Here is a 16,911-nt window from a genome sequence, read left to right as displayed (position 1 = left end):
ACTCAAAACTAATTAACAATGAGCTTCAAATTAATAGCAATTAGACCACTAGAAAATTGTAACGAAAAATTCCGGAAAAGTTTAGAAGTTGGAAGGATTTATAAATTTTATCATGATTACAAATTTTTCAGCAATGACATTGAACTTGATAATACATTATTAGATGACATAACCAAAATAGAATATAAACCTGTAATATCCATTCCAAAATCATTTTTTAGCAAAGCCAATATTAATCTGAATATTTCGGCAATTGTAGGTAAAAATGGAAGTGGGAAAAGTGCATTAGTGGAATTATTATATATGGCATTATATAATTTATCAGTATACAAAGGTATATTAAGTAAGAAAATAAATATTCAGCCAGACGAAGCGGAAGAAATATCCAAAGAAAAGATCATTGAAAAAATTGATGATGTTTTAAATAACACTTTTGTTGAAGAATATGAACTTAAAAACTATATAGAACAGATTATTTCGGTAAATCAAAATAATAAAAATGGTATTCCCCAAGGAGAAAATGGTATAAAAGAAAATTTTGAAAGAGAAATAGATAAACTAAAAGAAAAAGCAGATACTGGATTTATTTATGATGAAGATTTTGATAAAGTTGATAAAATGTTAAAAAATTTCAGTGATTTTAAATTTGACAGACAATTAAGATACTTAAGTAAAGTAAAAGATGGTTGTAATATTGCTGTTAAAAACATTAATGTTGAAATCTTTTTCGAATATATAATTAATAAAAAGTGTAAAATTTATTCACTTAAATTTAATCAGGAAAAAATACAATTTTATGAATTCACTGGAATTAAAGAAGACTTAACCACTTTTAACAATCCTACTTTATTAAATGAAGAAGGCACTACACAATTCATTAAAACTAATTTCTTTTATACTTTAGCGATCAATTATTCATTTTATGCCTTAAATTCAGATGATTTAGGATTATGGCTTAAAAATATTTTTCATAAAAATGACTCATATCAAATGCCGGTGGTACTAAATCCAATGAGAACAAAAGGAGTAATTGACGTAAACACTGAAACAGAATTAACTAAATCAAGATTTTTGTATAACTTGTTCTACCCACTTGTATTTGATAAAATGGAAAACCCCAGTCAAATTAATGGTAAAACTCCATACAAATTAAAAATAAGAATAAATCATCACAAATTAATTGAAAGTTTATTAGATAATAAAATAAAGTATTTATCATTTACTATATTAAAACAATATGAACATTTTATTCCAGTAATTAATGAAGTTTTTGAAACTAAGATCAATTACACAGGTTTTGAAAATCTAAAAGAATTTGAAAAAATTTGCTATCAATACATTTTAAATAAAATATTCTCTATTGTTGAAAATTATGGGACATATAAAGATGAAAAATATCTTAAGATTTTCTCCATTAAAGAGCAAAGAGGTGATATTGATGAATTAAAAAAATTATTGATCCATTTAAAAGAAAAAGATAATAGTCATATTACAACAAAATTAAAACAAGCTGTGAACTTCTTGATTAATTATGATGAGCACTTTAAAAGTGACATTAAACCAATTACAGAAGAACAAAGTAATTTTCTAACTGATGAATTTGAAATTAAAATTTTAGATTATGCAAAGGAAATAATTGCTTTAGTTGAAAAAGGAAATGTTTTCCATCAATTATTATTACCATCATTCTTTGAGTTTGATGTTATTTTTGAAGACGGTAGTAACTTTTCTTCACTAAGTTCTGGAGAGAAACAGTTAGTTTATAGTACTACTACTATAATCTATCATATACTAAATATTGAATCAGTATTTGATAATGATGATAAAAAATTGTCCAAGTACAAGCACATAAACATGATATATGATGAGATTGAACTTTATTATCATCCTGAATATCAAAAACAATTTTTAAACTACCTTCTCAATGAAATTGATAAATTAAACTTTAAAAATATAAAGGACATTAACATTCTTTTCATAACACATTCTCCATTTATATTATCAGATATTCCAAAACAAAATGTTTTGTTTTTAGAAATTAATGAGAAATCAAGATCTATAATAAAAGATAGTTATTCGATGAATACATTTGGAGCAAATATTACCGATTTATTTGCAGATAGTTTCTTTATTAAAGAAGGACTAATAGGTGAATTTGCCAAGACCAAAATAAATGATATGTTACTTCACCTATTGAGTAATAGGAAATTCGGAAAAGTGAAACAAAAAGAACTTTTTGAAAGTATTAATTTGATAGATGAGCCAATTATTAAAGACAAACTCCAAGACATGTTTAATTATAAATATCAAGATTATGATACATATTAACAGAGATTTTGAAAAATTGACTCTTGCACATTATCACCAATTAAAATATGATTTATTAAAAAAAATAGATAATGGACATCATTTTATAAATGATCAAAATAAAATTCCTATTTCAGATTTTCATAAGAGGGCGTTGAAGATTTTCTTAAAAGAAATTTTAACATCTAAACCAAATAAGTTAATTAGAATTTATAGGTTATTTGAAAAAAAATTTCCAATGACTGATTATAGACTTATTTTTGATTATAAGTGGTTTAGTTCAAAGTCTAGAAAATATGGGACTTATGAGTTAGCAAAAAAATTAAATGTAAGGATTTGCTGTTATTGTAATAGAAATTATACTACCACAGTTATTAGTTCTGATTCTAAAATTTCAAGACCACAATTCGATCATTTTTATTATAAGAAAAAATATTCTTTACTAGCCCTTTCATTTTATAATTTAATACCATCTTGTAGTTTATGCAATACTACATTAAAAGGAGAAAAAGACTATAACATACTTCATCCTTATGTAGAAAATATAATTAATGATTTTAAGTTTGATGTGATTCCGCAAAATATTACTACGTTATTGAATGTAAATGATGATTTTAAACTTGGAGTAGTTAAGAAAAATGAAAATAACATACTAAATCCAAAATTAGATGAAAACATAAAACTTTTTAAGCTAAAAGAAATTTACGCATCAAACGGTAGTGAGATTAAAGATTTATATTTTTTGCGATATAAATATTCTGATAAATATTTAGAAGAATTACATAAAATGACTAAAGAAAAATTCACACAATCAGAACTTTTCCGTCTTGCATTTGGATCGGAAATTAATGAAGTAGATTTTGAGAAAAGACCATTTAGTAAATTAAAAAAAGATATTTTAATAAACTTGAAAATTCTCAAGTCTTAATATCTATTTTAATATTACTATAAATTGATAGACTGTTATCTATATTTTACTTCTTACTTCGGGATTAGCATAAAGACGCTTTAATCTAGATTAATCCTTTTTGAAAATAAATCTTCATTAGTTAGAAGGTGTTTTGTGAATTAGTTTTTCTGTGAACTCTATAAAAATGAAAAAATTTTAGTACTGCAAAATGATGTTTATAAAACAATATATTAAAATGATAAATTTTGATTAGAGTTTTTTTATTGTCAATTCTGACTTGTTCTCATTGTTTTGAAAGTTATTATTTAAATTTAAATTAGAGAAATGATTTATCTTTGGGAAAATGATTACACATGGATATGAAGAAATTATATTAAAAACTTACGAGTTTTAAGTTGATGAATTTTGTAATAATGAACGAGGGTTTTCAGATTTTAAATAATTATACCTTAACATATATGTCAAATTACTTGTTTGCAACCGTTGAAGAGGCTAGAAACGGATTACGTTTGTTAGCACAAAAAAAATTTTCAGAAAAAATTAAAGCTTTAGGAGTAGATAAAGATTCACTCTCAAACTTAGATGTCGAAATACTAAAACAAAAAAAGGATGCAATCTGGACATTAATTAAAAGTGAAACATTCATAAAAGAAAATTCATGGTCATTTAAAGAAGGTGTTGATTATACTGTGGAAGAACCTGCTAACCAAAGGAAATATGCTGTAGTAGGTTTTACTTTTACTATACAAGAGCAGTTAAATACAATACTGCGTTATATAAATGAAAAAATTTCTGAAGAGGAACAAACAAAAATTATTGATTCTATTAAAAACATTATAGAGGATCTACCAAATGAAGAATTGCGTAAAAAAATTGATGCGGGTTTCGAAGATCTAAAGGAACAAACAAAAAAATTTGAAGATATTTTAAAGGAGACGGATAACAAATTTCCAACAAACGAAATTGAAATAAGAAGATACGAACTTGAATTGTTTGATAAAAAGACTGAAATATGGCTAAAGATTCTGGCAAAAGAGTCAATAGCATCAATTTTAGGAGGTATTTTATTAATTGTTTTAACAATTTGTTTAATTTGTATTATGTTTTTAAAAAGAGAACCTATAAAAATAGTGGAGACGGCATTTCTTTTAATATTAGGATACTTTTTTGGTCAATCGACATCAAAGTCAATAAAGTAAATTTTATTTGCAAGATTTGTTGCAAGACTTTTTTATTAAATGGTCATAGAACATATTAAATCATCAAACAAAATAAAATGTCCCCTTTTCTGTCCCCTTGATAGACAGTGGATTATGAAAACCCTGCAATGACTCATAATCAGGTGGTCCCTGGTTCGAGCCCAGGTGGGACCACTACACGGAAAACCGTTGCCACATTAGGTTTTCCGTGTTTTATATCAGCTTTGACATGAGTAGAAAAGTCCGGAGGGTAACTTTTACTACATCATGAAAAAAGAAAGAACTAAACTTCTAAACGGTTGTTCCAGAACCGGTGTTTTTATTAGCCCCAAGGGTTATAAAAACTTCACAAGTAAATCAAAATTTCCAAAACAATGGAGAGTGACATGTATTTTTCATGATCCAAAACAAATTGACAAATATTCAAACGGGTTTCAATTTGTAAAGAAATTTTCAAGTGATGATCTTACTGCCACTTTCTACTTCTTTTACGACTGCTAATTTAAAGGATAGACTATAATCCTTTTGACTGCGTTTTATATATTGATTATTAAGTGATTCCATAATATTACTTTTTTTGGTGTAACGCTATATTAGGACGAGACATTTTAATAAAAAAAAGGGAACAATATACTTGGGAGAAAAAGATAATTCTTAGGGTGGCATTCCATATTGGAGAGAAGTTTTATCAGAGTGTCAGAATGAAGAGGATTATTTATTTTCTGCCGGGTTGGTTCCAGATGAAAAACCTATTAGTGCAAAACAGATTTCAAGGCGTTTGAAAAGACATGTAAAAAGACTCTAATGAAATAAAAGATGCAGAAGGTAATATTTTGAAAATGACAGCTGATTTCTATACTCATAAACATTTATTCCTTGACATATTAGATGAAATGAGTGATAACAAACTGAAAGAACTGGAGGCTCCTGCACAAAGAATGGCAAATCACACTACAAATAAAACTACAGGTAAATATGCAATTGGCAGAAAAAACTGAAAAAATAGAGATTTGAAAGAAATAATTGTTGACAATATTGAGCGTAGTAATTAACTGCGCTTTTTATTTCGTGAATGTTCTGGAGTCTTTTCTGATTCAATTTCAACAAATGGAAGGTCTTTTATGAGTATTAAATCTGGCTTTATTGGCTTTTACAACATAACCTGTGCTTCCTGTTTTTTACCTACCTGAATATCCCTTAAAATGATTGAGGAAGTAACCTGTTCATTTATCTTAAGAAACCTAGTTTTAAATGTAAGCTTATTATATGCATAAATATCCAAAACCTGATCTTTATCAAAAGATTTTATCTGGATAACTCTTTCTTTAAAATCATCTTTTTCTGTCTCATCAAAAATTTTCAAAACTATTCCAGAAATTTACATCTTTAAATTTACAATATTTATATATTTACTCGTTGAAAAAAAATATAATCCGATAATAATTCTTTAATGCTTTTTAATTCATTAAGTTTTGCTGTCTTTTTCCCAATTGTTTTAGTATTTTATTGGTTATTAAGAAGTAATCTAAGATATCAAAATATATTACTGGCAATCGCTAGCTGCTATTTCTATGCATGTTGGGATTGGAGGTTCTTGTTTTTACTAATGTTCTCAATAGGACTAGATTTCATATCTGGAATAAAAATTGAAAATAGTAAATCAAATAAAGAAGCTAAATTCTGGCTTACATTAAGTATTGTGATAAATCTTGGATTTCTAGGGTTTTTCAAGTATTATAATTTTTTTGTTGAAAGTTTTGCAGAATTCTTATCGGGAATCGGGTTTAATTCAAATATTGGTTTGATTCAGGTAATTCTTCCAGTTGGTATTTCGTTTTATACATTTCACGGGCTTTCTTACATTATTGATATTTATAAAAAAAGAATAAAGGCAGAAAGAAATTTTATCGACTACTCTTTATTTGTTAGCTTCTTCCCTTTACTTGTGGCTGGCCCTATTGAAAGAGCAACCCACTTGCTACCTCAGATAAAGAAACAACGTATTTTTAACTATAATGATGTCGTAAGTGGTCTAAAACAGATAGTGTGGGGATTGTTTAAAAAGATTGTTATAGCTGATCAGTGTGCTATATATGTAAATGAAATATTCTCACTTCATTATGGATTATACGGAAGCACATTAGTTGTAGGGGCTGTTTTATTTGCTTTTCAAATATATGGAGACTTTTCTGGATACTCTGATATTGCTTTAGGGACAGCTCGAATGATGGGGTTTGATTTGTTGAAAAATTTCAACTATCCCTATTTTTCAAGAGACATCGCCGAATTTTGGAGACGCTGGCACATTTCGCTTTCTTCGTGGTTCAAAGATTATTTATACATTCCATTAGGGGGCAGCAAAGGGGGGAACTGGATGCGTATCCGCAATACATTTATTATTTTTATTGTAAGTGGTTTTTGGCACGGAGCCAATTGGACTTTTATTGTCTGGGGAGCACTAAATGCTCTTTTCATTATGCCATCCATTATCATGAAGACCCATCGTAATAACCTGGAAACAGTAGCACAGAATAAAGTATTGCCAACGGTAAAAGAATTTTTTCAAATGATAACAACCTTTACTCTGGCTGTATTTGCATGGATTTTTTTTCGGTCTGATTCTGTAATAGAAGCGCTAAGATATATCAGGAGAATATGTAGTTATACGCTTTTAAAATTTCCACAGAAGGATGTTTTGTGGCTATTTATAATTATTGTTGTTTTTATGATTGTAGAGTGGATTGGAAGGAATAGCAACTATGCAATAGAAAACCTTACATTAAATAATAAATTTGTAAGATGGTGCTTTTACTATACAATTATTGCTTTTATAATTTACTTTTCAGGAGAAGAACAAACATTTATATACTTTCAGTTTTAAAGCTATGAAAACACTGTTTCGTAACATATTATTTTTCTCAATCCCATTAATTCTATTTATTTCATTTGTTGAATATTCATTAAGAATAATTCCTAATGACTATTCATATAAAGAAAAATATTTATCCACAAAATCTTCTGGTATTGAACTGCTTTATCTGGGTAATTCACATATATATTTTGGATTAAATCCTGAATATTCAAAATATAAATCGTTTAATGCAGCAGCTATTTCTCAAACAATTGATATTGATGTCGAGATACTTAATAAATATAAAAAATGGGATTCTTTGAAGGTTATAGTTTTACCCGTTGATTATTTAACAATGTATTTTCGTTTAGAAAATCAAATGGATTCATGGAGACTTAAAAATTATACATTATATTATGGTTTTCCATCAAAAAATATTGAAAATCACTTTGAACTATTTAATGGTAAATTTTCCAAAAACTTCAATAGACTAACAAAATATTATTTTCAAGAGAAAAATAATATAGATTGTAATAAATTAGGGTTCGGAATTGATTATGTTTTTAATAAAAGTGAAAATTTAAAAACTACTTCAGAATCTGCAATTAAAAGACATTCTATTAATATTAATGATCCAAAATACAAATCTAATTTTGATCAAAACACTATAGTTGTAGATAGATTAATAAAATTTGCCAAACAAAACAAAATTAAATTAATCTTTGTATCAACTCCAGTTTCTAAATATTATTTTAATGAAAGCAATAATGTGCAAATGAATAAAACTCTTCGTTTTGTAATTTCAATAGTAAAAGATAATGCAAGCTTTTGTACTTACTTAAACTTCATGAATGACAAAAATTTTGTTGATAATGATTTTTTTGATGGAGATCATTTGAATAATAAAGGAGCAAAGAAATTTACACAAATGTTAGATGATGAAATTAAATTTTAAAAATAATTAGAATTACGGAATTAAATTACAGTCATTTATATAAAACAATTAAAGTTATACTTTGATTAAATTGGAGTGTTTTTTATAAGCTGCTTCCATTTTTTTATTATATTCGTTTATATGATAATTTCTACCGTTGTAAACACGGGCAAAATCAGCCCATTTTTCTAAAAATTAAATAAATGAATAACAATAATTATCAATACTTTTTCTATTGCAAAAAGTGAAACTAAATAAACAGGGTAAGTGCCCTATAAAATGTATAATTACTTTTCACCAGGATAGAAAAGGATTATTTGGAAATCCTAAACAATGGGATAGTACACTACAGAAGGTTAAACCACACAATGAAGAAAACAGTTTTATCAATATGCAGTAATTTAAATATACTACTTTCATTATATACTGTCTTTTGAATATTATTAATTTTCAAGTTCTGAAGAAGATTTGTATATACTTCGCCTGACTTTATGGTAATCATCAAGCCTTGGTTATAGCTTGGTTTTTCTTCAATCAATTGATAAACTAAATAGAATATATAGTCCAAAAAAACAATGGACTGAAGAGAGTTTTTAAGAATTCATCCTAGGAGTGTTTCAATATTTTTTTATCATTCATTGTTCTTATCTTTTATATTAGTTACTTATTCTTTAATACATCTGAAGCTTCCGCCTCTTGTTTTATACATAGGATCTACCTGAATATTTTTCAAAGTGACCACCACTATAAAAAAATAAAGCGGAGGGATAATCTAAATAAAGCTTCTAAGATGTACTGGAGTACTACATCCCAGAAGCGTTATTTGAAGTTATTGTACCATCTGCATTTTGAGTTCCTGCGGTTGGTAAGAAAAGGAAGTTATTGATCAAAATTCCATTTTATGAGGTGTTCCTATAATGTATAGAAAAACCTTGCGACAAAGTGTGTTAGAAAAACCGGAATTCCCATTTCATTTTAATAGTTTTGAATTAACTCACAAGAGCCCTTAATTCTTCTAATTGTGCTTTTGTGAATACAACACCTCCGAAAACAAATTCATCATTATAAGTGTTTCCAATAACCACTTGATTGTTTTTATTTATTTTTACGCTATACCCAATGGCAATCGAATTTAAAATAGTACCAGAGATAACATCAGAACACCATCCAATTAATGTATTCCCGTTACCTGTTGTTATATTATATCCAGATTGAAGACCTATTGCAGTATTTCTGATTCCTTCTACTTGATATAAACCTAATTGGCCGACAACGGTATTTTCATTGCATCCGTTTTTAGCCATATTCATTGCCATGGCTCCTATAGCTGTTACACTTTCGGCAGCCATCACTACATCAACAGTTGTTCCTTCTTTATCTTCATTTGAAAGCTCAGTTCCGTATAACACGGCATTGCCTATTAATACATTATTCGTAGAATTTGTAAATCGCCCCGCAGCCTTTCCTATTCCAACTGTAGCAGTATTTTTAAACCCGTACTCCATTGCAACGTATCCAACCGCAACATTTCCTGCGCTTATATTACTGCCTTGTGTGGCTTTGTTTCGGAATAATGTAGAATCACCAAAAGCGGTATTATTTGATGCCCATAAGGCTCTAGAAATAGATCTTCTTCCCATTCCAGTATCTCCAACGCCACCTTTCATGTTTAGCCCAGCTTCGTGACCTATTAATGAGCAGTCGTTGCATGTCTCAGAATTCATCATAGCATCAGAGCCTATAGCAACATTGCTGTTTTCTGTTTTGTGATTTTTTAAAGCCCTGTTTCCAATGGCAACAATAGCGCTTCCGGTCTGAATGCTTTTAAGCGCTTCTTGTCCGATTGCAAGAGAATATGATCCTGTTGATGTCCAATTCCCCGCCCCAAAAAGAAATATATTGTTTAATGTGTCTGACCCTTTGTAATCCTGCAGCTTTTCTTTTGCTACAGATCCGTCCACTAAAACTTTAGGCTTGATATTTCCTATGAAGTTCATGTCAACAGCAACCCTTCGTACAATTTTTGTAGAATTAGCACCCCCGTCTCCATTGTCAATAGATAATAATCTAACCATTATACCAGTAATATCATTGTTCCAGGCAGTAGATGTATTGCTTGCTTTTGGTATCAATATGGTAATTATAAATCCAATAATACTGATTTCATTATTTGTACTGGATGTACTTTGATTTACGCTATCTTGTGTCGTGGTGATATTATTAGCTTTTATAAATGCTGAGTGAATGACTACCTCGAATTGAGGATTACCTGATGGTGCTGCTTGACCATAAGTGTAAGATACTCGTAACATATAATTAGTAGTATCTTGAGTATAATCTAATATTTTTATAGTTGGTAATACTCCTCCTATTGTTGCGGAGCTTGCTCTGTTCTCCCATCCAAAAGTACCATCAGGCTTAGCAATAATAGCTTTAGTATACGTAGCATCTCCCTGTAGAGAAGTTGCTTTTAATCCTGATATAGTAATCGAATTATTTGTTACAGAGTTTCTGCTAGTAACAGTATCTAATGTGTCGGCTTCACCTGGTGTTGTATCAACGTATGTACTACCGCTCCATCGATAAATTTTATTGGTGTCTAAAGTCAAATAAATTTTTCCATTTTCTCCGGGAGCAGGCAAGGCTGCCAAATTAGCTGCTTCAACTACATCATCTACATAACTTGGTAATTGTGAAGCAGGAACTTTTCCTGAAATCAAATCTGCTTTTAAAGATAAGTTTGGTAAATTATTGAGACTGTTGTAGTCTTTTCCATTCAAAAAAATAATATGATCTGGAGTAATATCATGCGCCGAAGAGGCTGTAAATATGGGGTCGACTTCAGAATCCCTGGAGCTGGGTTCGGTTTGGCAAAATTCACTATTGGACTCCTGGGCATCAGAAATCTTTCCATAAGAATCTGAAACAAGATAGTATGAACCATTACAATCTTCAATTTTCGTCAAAATTTTCGTATTCTGATCAATTTGATTAGAAATTTTCAGTGGTGGGTCTACTGAAGTGTCATACATTGAACTGCTTATTTTTTTGTTATCAGTTGATGTAGAGCATATCAGGTCAATATCATTCAATCCTGTTTTTTGACCGGTTGAATCATATACAACATTAAGAGTAATTAGATTTGGCATTTTTTTAAATTTTAAAGGTTAGTTGGAATTATTGTGTTGCTGCAATATTTCAGAATGAAAATTTCGTTCTGATCAGCATCTAAATAATTTTCTACAATGGTTTTTACTAATTCAGCATAGACTGAAGGCACATATTTCCAGATAGAACATTTTGGATCGCATTCCCAAGTCTGGTCAATAAATTGGAATGCCTCATTACAAGATAATTTTCACCAAATGCAGTATCGAAATTCCTATTATAATATAAAGGAGATAAATATGTAGGTGTTTTTATATCAAAATTTGTTGCAATCAGGCTAATGATTTGTCTTTCAGTTAAGACTGATTCTCCATAAATAACATTGTAAAGAATTATTAGATTATTGTTGATAATGTTTAAATTTTAAACAATTCAACGGTTTCGGTAAGCTTTGGTTTTATTCGGGAACGTATTTTCCATAATTTTCTCTAGATTATTTTTTTTAATTTGTTTAAACAATATTATAATTATGATGCGTCAAAACCTGTCGTATATTAAATTTTCATTAAAATTTTTAATAAAATGTTTTCATTGATGAATATATGTTAAATTGAATAAAAAAAACTTTGTTTTTCAAGGTAACATATGATTTAATAGGTTGGGATAAGCAAAGAATTTATTTAATAAAGTTTTCTGCTCTCTTTCCAACTGACTTATAATTCGAATAAATAATAAGCATAAATTTCTTATGTATAACATTAAACATTTGTTTAAAAAACCATAAAATACATTTAAAATTCAGTTAACAGCCTTCTTCCTCGGATACCGTTGCTTTGCAAAAAAAGTAATGATGGAAAACAACAACCATTTCAACAGAAGAAGGTTTCTTAAAAATTCACTATTGGCAGCCGGAGGAATTTTCATTGCTCCTTTAATTGAAAGCTGCGCCGATGATTTTACTGAAAATGAAAATGCTCCCGACGATCTTAAAAACGGAGGTTTTGAATCCGGAGTGGCAAGTTTTGACCCAAGTGCAACAGGAATCATTATCTGGACCCGATATTCAAGAGGAACTGATGCGGAAATTACATGGGAAATCAGTAAAAACAGCAATTTTTCAGAAGTGGTAAGAAGAGGTCAGGCTAATGCTACGGTAGTCAACGACTTTACAGTAGCTGTAGATGTGCAGAACATTTCTTCCAATACAAAATATTATTACAGATTTTATAACAGCAAAACAAAAGAAGTTAGTGTAACAGGAGAAACCCTTACTTTACCCTCGAAATCAGATGTTGTAAGTGAGGTGAAAATGGCAGTGGTATCCTGTTCTAATTTTCCTGCTGGTCTTTTTAATGTATATGGAGCCATTGCAAAATCTGAAGCTGATGTTGTAGTACATCTTGGAGACTATATTTATGAATATGCTCCCGGACAATATGGAACAAATCCTTATACGAATCAGTTGGGAAGAACCCATCTTCCTGCAAAGGAAATTCTTAATCTCAGTGATTACAGAGAACGTTACAGGCAGTATAGAGGAGATAAAAACCTTCAGCTTCTTCACCAGAAAAAACCGTTTATCTGTGTTTGGGATGATCATGAGTTTGCCAATGATACCTATAAATCCGGGGCAGAAAATCATCAGCCTAATGAAGGTGACTTTCAGGCAAGAAAAATGGCAGCTTTCCAGGCGTACAGCGAATATATTCCTCTTAAAACAGGGAAAGATATGAGAATTTACAGAAGTTTCAACTTCGGAAATATAGTTTCTCTTTATATGATGGATACAAGGGTAATTGCCAGAGATAAGCAAATGGAATACTCCGATTATCTGGATAACGCAGGGAATTTTAACCAGGTACAGTTTAAAACAGACTTTTTAAGTACAAACAGAAAGCTGATAGGAAGTGAGCAGATGTCATGGCTGAGTTCTCAGATCAATAGCGATACAGCAAAATGGAAAGTACTTGGACAGCAGATTTTAATGACTAAAATGATGGTTCCAGCTGAATTATTAATGCTTTTGAATCAGATTCTGGCAGAAATAAAGCAACAGGGAAGTGCACAGCCGGCCACTATGCAGGCTCTTCAGAATACCATTACACAGTTGATTATCCTAAAAACAAGATACAAACAGCAGGATCATACTCTGACACCTCAGGAAATCGCAAGAATTACAACTACTTTACCTTACAATTTAGATGCATGGGATGGATATTTCATGGAAAGAGAACAGCTTTATTCCATTCTTGCAGGGAAAAATGTAGTGGTACTGGCAGGGGATACCCACAATGCATGGTTAGGAAAACTGACTGATGCTCAGGGTAAATTTATCGGAACAGAACTGGCTTGCAGTTCCGTTTCTTCTCCAGGTCTGGAAGGATATCTGGGAATCAGCGCAGATCCTACAAAAGCAATAGAACTGGCGCAGGCATTTTCATTGCTGATTGATGATCTGAATTATGCTAATCTTTATAAAAGAGGATATCTGCACGTGAAATTTACTTCCGGAAGCTCAGTAGCAGAATGGAGATTTGTAGACAATATCATTTCTGATACCTACAATGTAAGTACAGAAAAAACCTATACGATTTCATAGTTTCAATTATCATATCTTATTTTCAATTTAGTGAAAAGAGTCATGGTGTGCCACTGTGGCTCTTTTGTATTATTTAGTTTTTTGTACCTTGAACAGATGCGAGAGGATGTAAGAAAAGAATTTTTACCGCTGGTTTCTAAAACGTGGTGGTTTATGACATGGCTGACGAGAACTTTTGGGATACTTTTATTGTTGGTGGCATTTCTGCTGATATTGGGATTACCCATTGTGTTGAGTAATAAAACTGTATTATTTATTATTGTAGCAGTAGTTTATTATCCGGCTCTTGCTTTTGGCCTGTATCGCTTTATTCTTTATCAGAAGAAAATCAGAAAAAGAGTGGTCAGAAAGATCGTGGTTGATGACCTGGGTATTCATTACGAAAGAGCGGACGGAACCATAGATGAAATTCTTTACAGTAACCTTGAAAAATATTACTTTTCAGATGAATATGATATAAGTATCACTCCCAGAAGAAAAACTTACGTACTGCAGGTATATGAAAATGGTTCTGTAAAAGAGGTAGATTTTGACGGAATGGAGGCAGGCTATACTTCCTATATTGGAAACTTGAAAACCTTACGCAGAAGATATATCCAGGGAATTGTGTACTTTAGACCAGACGTGCGTATCAATCCATGGGTTTATGATGTTTACTATATTAACCCTGTTGATTTTACATTTGATCATAAAAAATTTTGGATAGCATTAGGACAAACTTTTGCTGTAATGATTGTATGCTGTTTAATATTAGGAGCTATCATGCTTGGATTGATTAAATGGCTTTTTTAAGGACACTTCCTTTTAATTTTATTTTCACATCTCTAAATCTTATGCTTATATTTATTTTAAAATAAGATTTGCCAGCCAATGCAATAGAGATCATTTCTTTCAAAATCAGGGCTGGATTTAAAATTAAATGGATGAAAAATTTAAAAAAGCAGCTTGGGCAATTTCCCGATGAAAAAAGAAAAGAGTACTTCAATACACTTCCCAATTATCTCAACGGAAGATTTCAGAATATATTGGAAACTCCAGCTTTACTAGAAGGCGAAAGTATGACCAAATTACTTCTTCAAAGCCTTTGTAAAGTAGAAAATACATCACCAAAAACGGTACTCCCGTTTGTGGTAACTGATCTTAAGAATCTTCAGCCGGAAGAAAATGTTTTGGTGTGGTTCGGGCACAGCTCTTATTTCATGCAGGTAGATGGAAAAAAGTTTTTGATAGATCCTGTTTTCAGTGGCAATGCATCTCCAATGCCGGGTTCTATAAAAGCATTTCAGGGAGCTGATTATTACAAGCCGGAACATATGCCGGATATAGATTTCCTCCTTATCTCCCATGATCATTGGGATCATTTGGATTATAAAACCGTTCAGGAATTAAAAGATAAAGTTGGCAAAGTTATTTGTGGTTTGGGAACCGGACAACACTTCGAATACTGGGGCTGGGATCTTGACAAAATCATTGAAAAAAACTGGTGGGAAAGTATAGACATTGCAGAAGGTTTCAGAGTCACGCTCACGCCTGCAAGACACTTTTCCGGAAGATTATTGAACCGTAATATCTCACTCTGGACTTCCTTTGTTTTAAAAACACCTACGAAAAATCTGTTTTTAGGTGGTGACAGCGGTTACGGAAATCATTTTACAGAAATTGGAGAAAAATATGGCCCCTTTGATCTAGCTATAATGGAAAATGGACAGTATAACGAAAAGTGGCCTTACATTCATACCTTACCGGATCAGTTGATGACAGAAATCAAAGAATTGAAAGCCAAAAACTTTATCCCGGTACATAATTCCAAATTTAAACTGGCACAACATACCTGGTATGAACCTTTGGAGTTAGCTGCAAAACATGCAGAAGAAAACAATATTCCTATAAGTCTTCCTGTGATGGGAGAAAAATTAAATCTGGATCAGCTGGGAACAGTAACATGGAAAAAATGGTGGGAAGAATATAAGTAATAGATTCCGTTTAATTTTAAAATATAAAAACCTGCTCAGTAATGAGCAGGTTTCTTTCTTCTTATCAAAAAAATAATCACTACAAAGGTTCCTTATGGCTAACCTTAGTATGAATAATATCGTAAAATATAGCTGGGTTAGCAGCATCAGGGGTAATTCTGTAAGTAAACGTTGTTTCATTCAAAACCAGAATATCCACAACACGGGTGAACGTAGGTGTCGTTAGCGTTCTCTTTTTCCCATCGGGAGAAATAGACCATGTTCCTTCGGATCTCAATACATCATTTAAACCGAAAATTTTAAAAGTTCCGTTTGCCTTGAAGTAAGAATATCCCACAAATCCGGCTACACTGGCATCACTTAATGCAACATTATTCCCGCTTTTATCCTTTGCACCTGTCGTTTCCCATGGAGTAGAAGCCAAAGTAAGCTGTCCATTAGCTGGTTCTGCATGAGACGTTCTTGTATGGATGATATCATAATAAACAGACGGATCGCTAGAATTTGGACGGATTCTGTACGTGAATTCATTTCTGTTTAAAACAAGAATCTCCACATCACGGGTAAAAATAGTTGTGCCATCCGGGTTCAATGCGGCAATAGTTCTGGTTTTTCCCTGTGCATCTACAGACCATGTTCCCATAGATCTCAGAACATCCGTAAGGTTATAAATAGCAAACTTTCCATCTGTTTTAAAATAAGCGAAACCTACATATCCGGAAACGCTGGTATCAGTAAGAGCCACACTATTTCCATTTTTATCTTTGGCACCGGTAGTTTCCCAAGGAGTAGAAGACAGTACCTGTGAGGGAGTCTGCTGTTCAAAAACAATTTCATTATCATCATTTGAACATGAAATGAAAGAACCTGATAACAGCATTGCTGCAGACAGATAACATAATTTTTTCAGTGTATTCATAAGGGTATTTTTTTAAGTCTTTGCAAACTTATTTCTAATAAATATCAATGTGTTGTACGAAATATCTCTTTTGTTGTAGAAAACATAACAAATGCCCAATTAGAATGAGAA

The 16,911-nt window shown here is 30.9% G+C and carries 12 protein-coding genes and 1 pseudogene; 9 read left to right on the top strand and 4 right to left on the bottom strand.

What is annotated here, in order from left to right; all coding sequences use genetic code 11:
• Positions 1-18 precede the first annotated feature (18 nt).
• From ACM6F9_RS19820 to ACM6F9_RS19805, 4 genes are all read left to right on the top strand, one after another.
• On the top strand, positions 19-2,328 hold the full coding sequence (locus tag ACM6F9_RS19820) for a hypothetical protein (RefSeq protein ID WP_414847280.1): 2,310 nt from the start codon (positions 19-21) through the stop codon (positions 2,326-2,328).
• Positions 2,315-3,235, top strand: coding sequence for a hypothetical protein (locus tag ACM6F9_RS19815; protein ID WP_414847279.1), 921 nt, complete (start codon positions 2,315-2,317; stop codon positions 3,233-3,235). Before ACM6F9_RS19820 ends, ACM6F9_RS19815 begins: the two co-directional genes overlap by 14 nt.
• A 440-nt stretch (positions 3,236-3,675) precedes the next feature.
• The gene (locus ACM6F9_RS19810; RefSeq protein ID WP_414847278.1) at positions 3,676-4,416 is read left to right on the top strand and encodes a hypothetical protein; all 741 of its coding nucleotides are present in this window, start codon (positions 3,676-3,678) and stop codon (positions 4,414-4,416) included.
• A gap of 839 nt (positions 4,417-5,255) precedes the next feature.
• Positions 5,256-5,414: a hypothetical protein gene (locus ACM6F9_RS19805; RefSeq protein WP_414847277.1), complete on the top strand. Its 159-nt coding sequence runs from the start codon at positions 5,256-5,258 to the stop codon at positions 5,412-5,414.
• Positions 5,415-5,566: 152 nt separating this feature from the next.
• Here ACM6F9_RS19805 and ACM6F9_RS19800 read toward each other — a convergent pair whose 3' ends face one another.
• Positions 5,567-5,779: a hypothetical protein gene (locus ACM6F9_RS19800; protein WP_414847276.1), complete on the bottom strand. Its 213-nt coding sequence runs from the start codon at positions 5,777-5,779 to the stop codon at positions 5,567-5,569.
• Positions 5,780-5,866: 87 nt separating this feature from the next.
• Between ACM6F9_RS19800 and ACM6F9_RS19795 the strand changes: the two genes are divergently transcribed.
• Both ACM6F9_RS19795 and ACM6F9_RS19790 read left to right on the top strand, forming a co-directional pair.
• Positions 5,867-7,297, top strand: coding sequence for an MBOAT family O-acyltransferase (locus ACM6F9_RS19795; RefSeq protein ID WP_414847275.1), 1,431 nt, complete (start codon positions 5,867-5,869; stop codon positions 7,295-7,297).
• A 4-nt stretch (positions 7,298-7,301) separates the two neighbouring features.
• Complete coding sequence (locus ACM6F9_RS19790) at positions 7,302-8,222, top strand: hypothetical protein (RefSeq protein WP_414847274.1); 921 nt, start codon at positions 7,302-7,304, stop codon at positions 8,220-8,222.
• Positions 8,223-8,276: 54 nt separating this feature from the next.
• Here ACM6F9_RS19790 and ACM6F9_RS19785 read toward each other — a convergent pair.
• A pseudogene (locus ACM6F9_RS19785) lies at positions 8,277-8,375 on the bottom strand (N-acetylmuramidase domain-containing protein); the annotation flags it as partial.
• Between the two features lie 815 nt (positions 8,376-9,190).
• Positions 9,191-11,350 (bottom strand): hypothetical protein, encoded by a 2,160-nt coding sequence (locus ACM6F9_RS19780; protein WP_414847273.1) that lies wholly within the window; start codon positions 11,348-11,350, stop codon positions 9,191-9,193.
• 806 nt (positions 11,351-12,156) lie between these two features.
• Here ACM6F9_RS19780 and ACM6F9_RS19775 point away from each other — a divergent pair.
• From ACM6F9_RS19775 to ACM6F9_RS19765, 3 genes are all read left to right on the top strand, one after another.
• Entirely contained in the window at positions 12,157-13,908 is a 1,752-nt protein-coding gene (locus ACM6F9_RS19775) for an alkaline phosphatase D family protein (RefSeq protein ID WP_414847272.1), read from the top strand.
• A gap of 96 nt (positions 13,909-14,004) precedes the next feature.
• Complete coding sequence (locus tag ACM6F9_RS19770; protein WP_414847271.1) at positions 14,005-14,700, top strand: hypothetical protein; 696 nt, start codon at positions 14,005-14,007, stop codon at positions 14,698-14,700.
• Between the two features lie 131 nt (positions 14,701-14,831).
• A complete protein-coding gene (locus ACM6F9_RS19765) occupies positions 14,832-15,881 on the top strand; it encodes an MBL fold metallo-hydrolase (protein ID WP_414847270.1) in 1,050 nt (349 codons plus the stop codon).
• A 79-nt stretch (positions 15,882-15,960) separates the two neighbouring features.
• Here the strand turns inward: ACM6F9_RS19765 and ACM6F9_RS19760 are convergent, their stop codons facing one another.
• Positions 15,961-16,800: a DUF4822 domain-containing protein gene (locus ACM6F9_RS19760; RefSeq protein WP_414847269.1), complete on the bottom strand. Its 840-nt coding sequence runs from the start codon at positions 16,798-16,800 to the stop codon at positions 15,961-15,963.
• Between the last annotated feature and the right edge of the window lie 111 nt (positions 16,801-16,911).

The sequence above is a fragment of the Chryseobacterium sp. IT-36CA2 genome (genome assembly GCF_949767875.1).
GTDB lineage: Bacteria > Bacteroidota > Bacteroidia > Flavobacteriales > Weeksellaceae > Chryseobacterium.
This window is presented reverse-complemented; position numbering and strand designations above follow the sequence as displayed.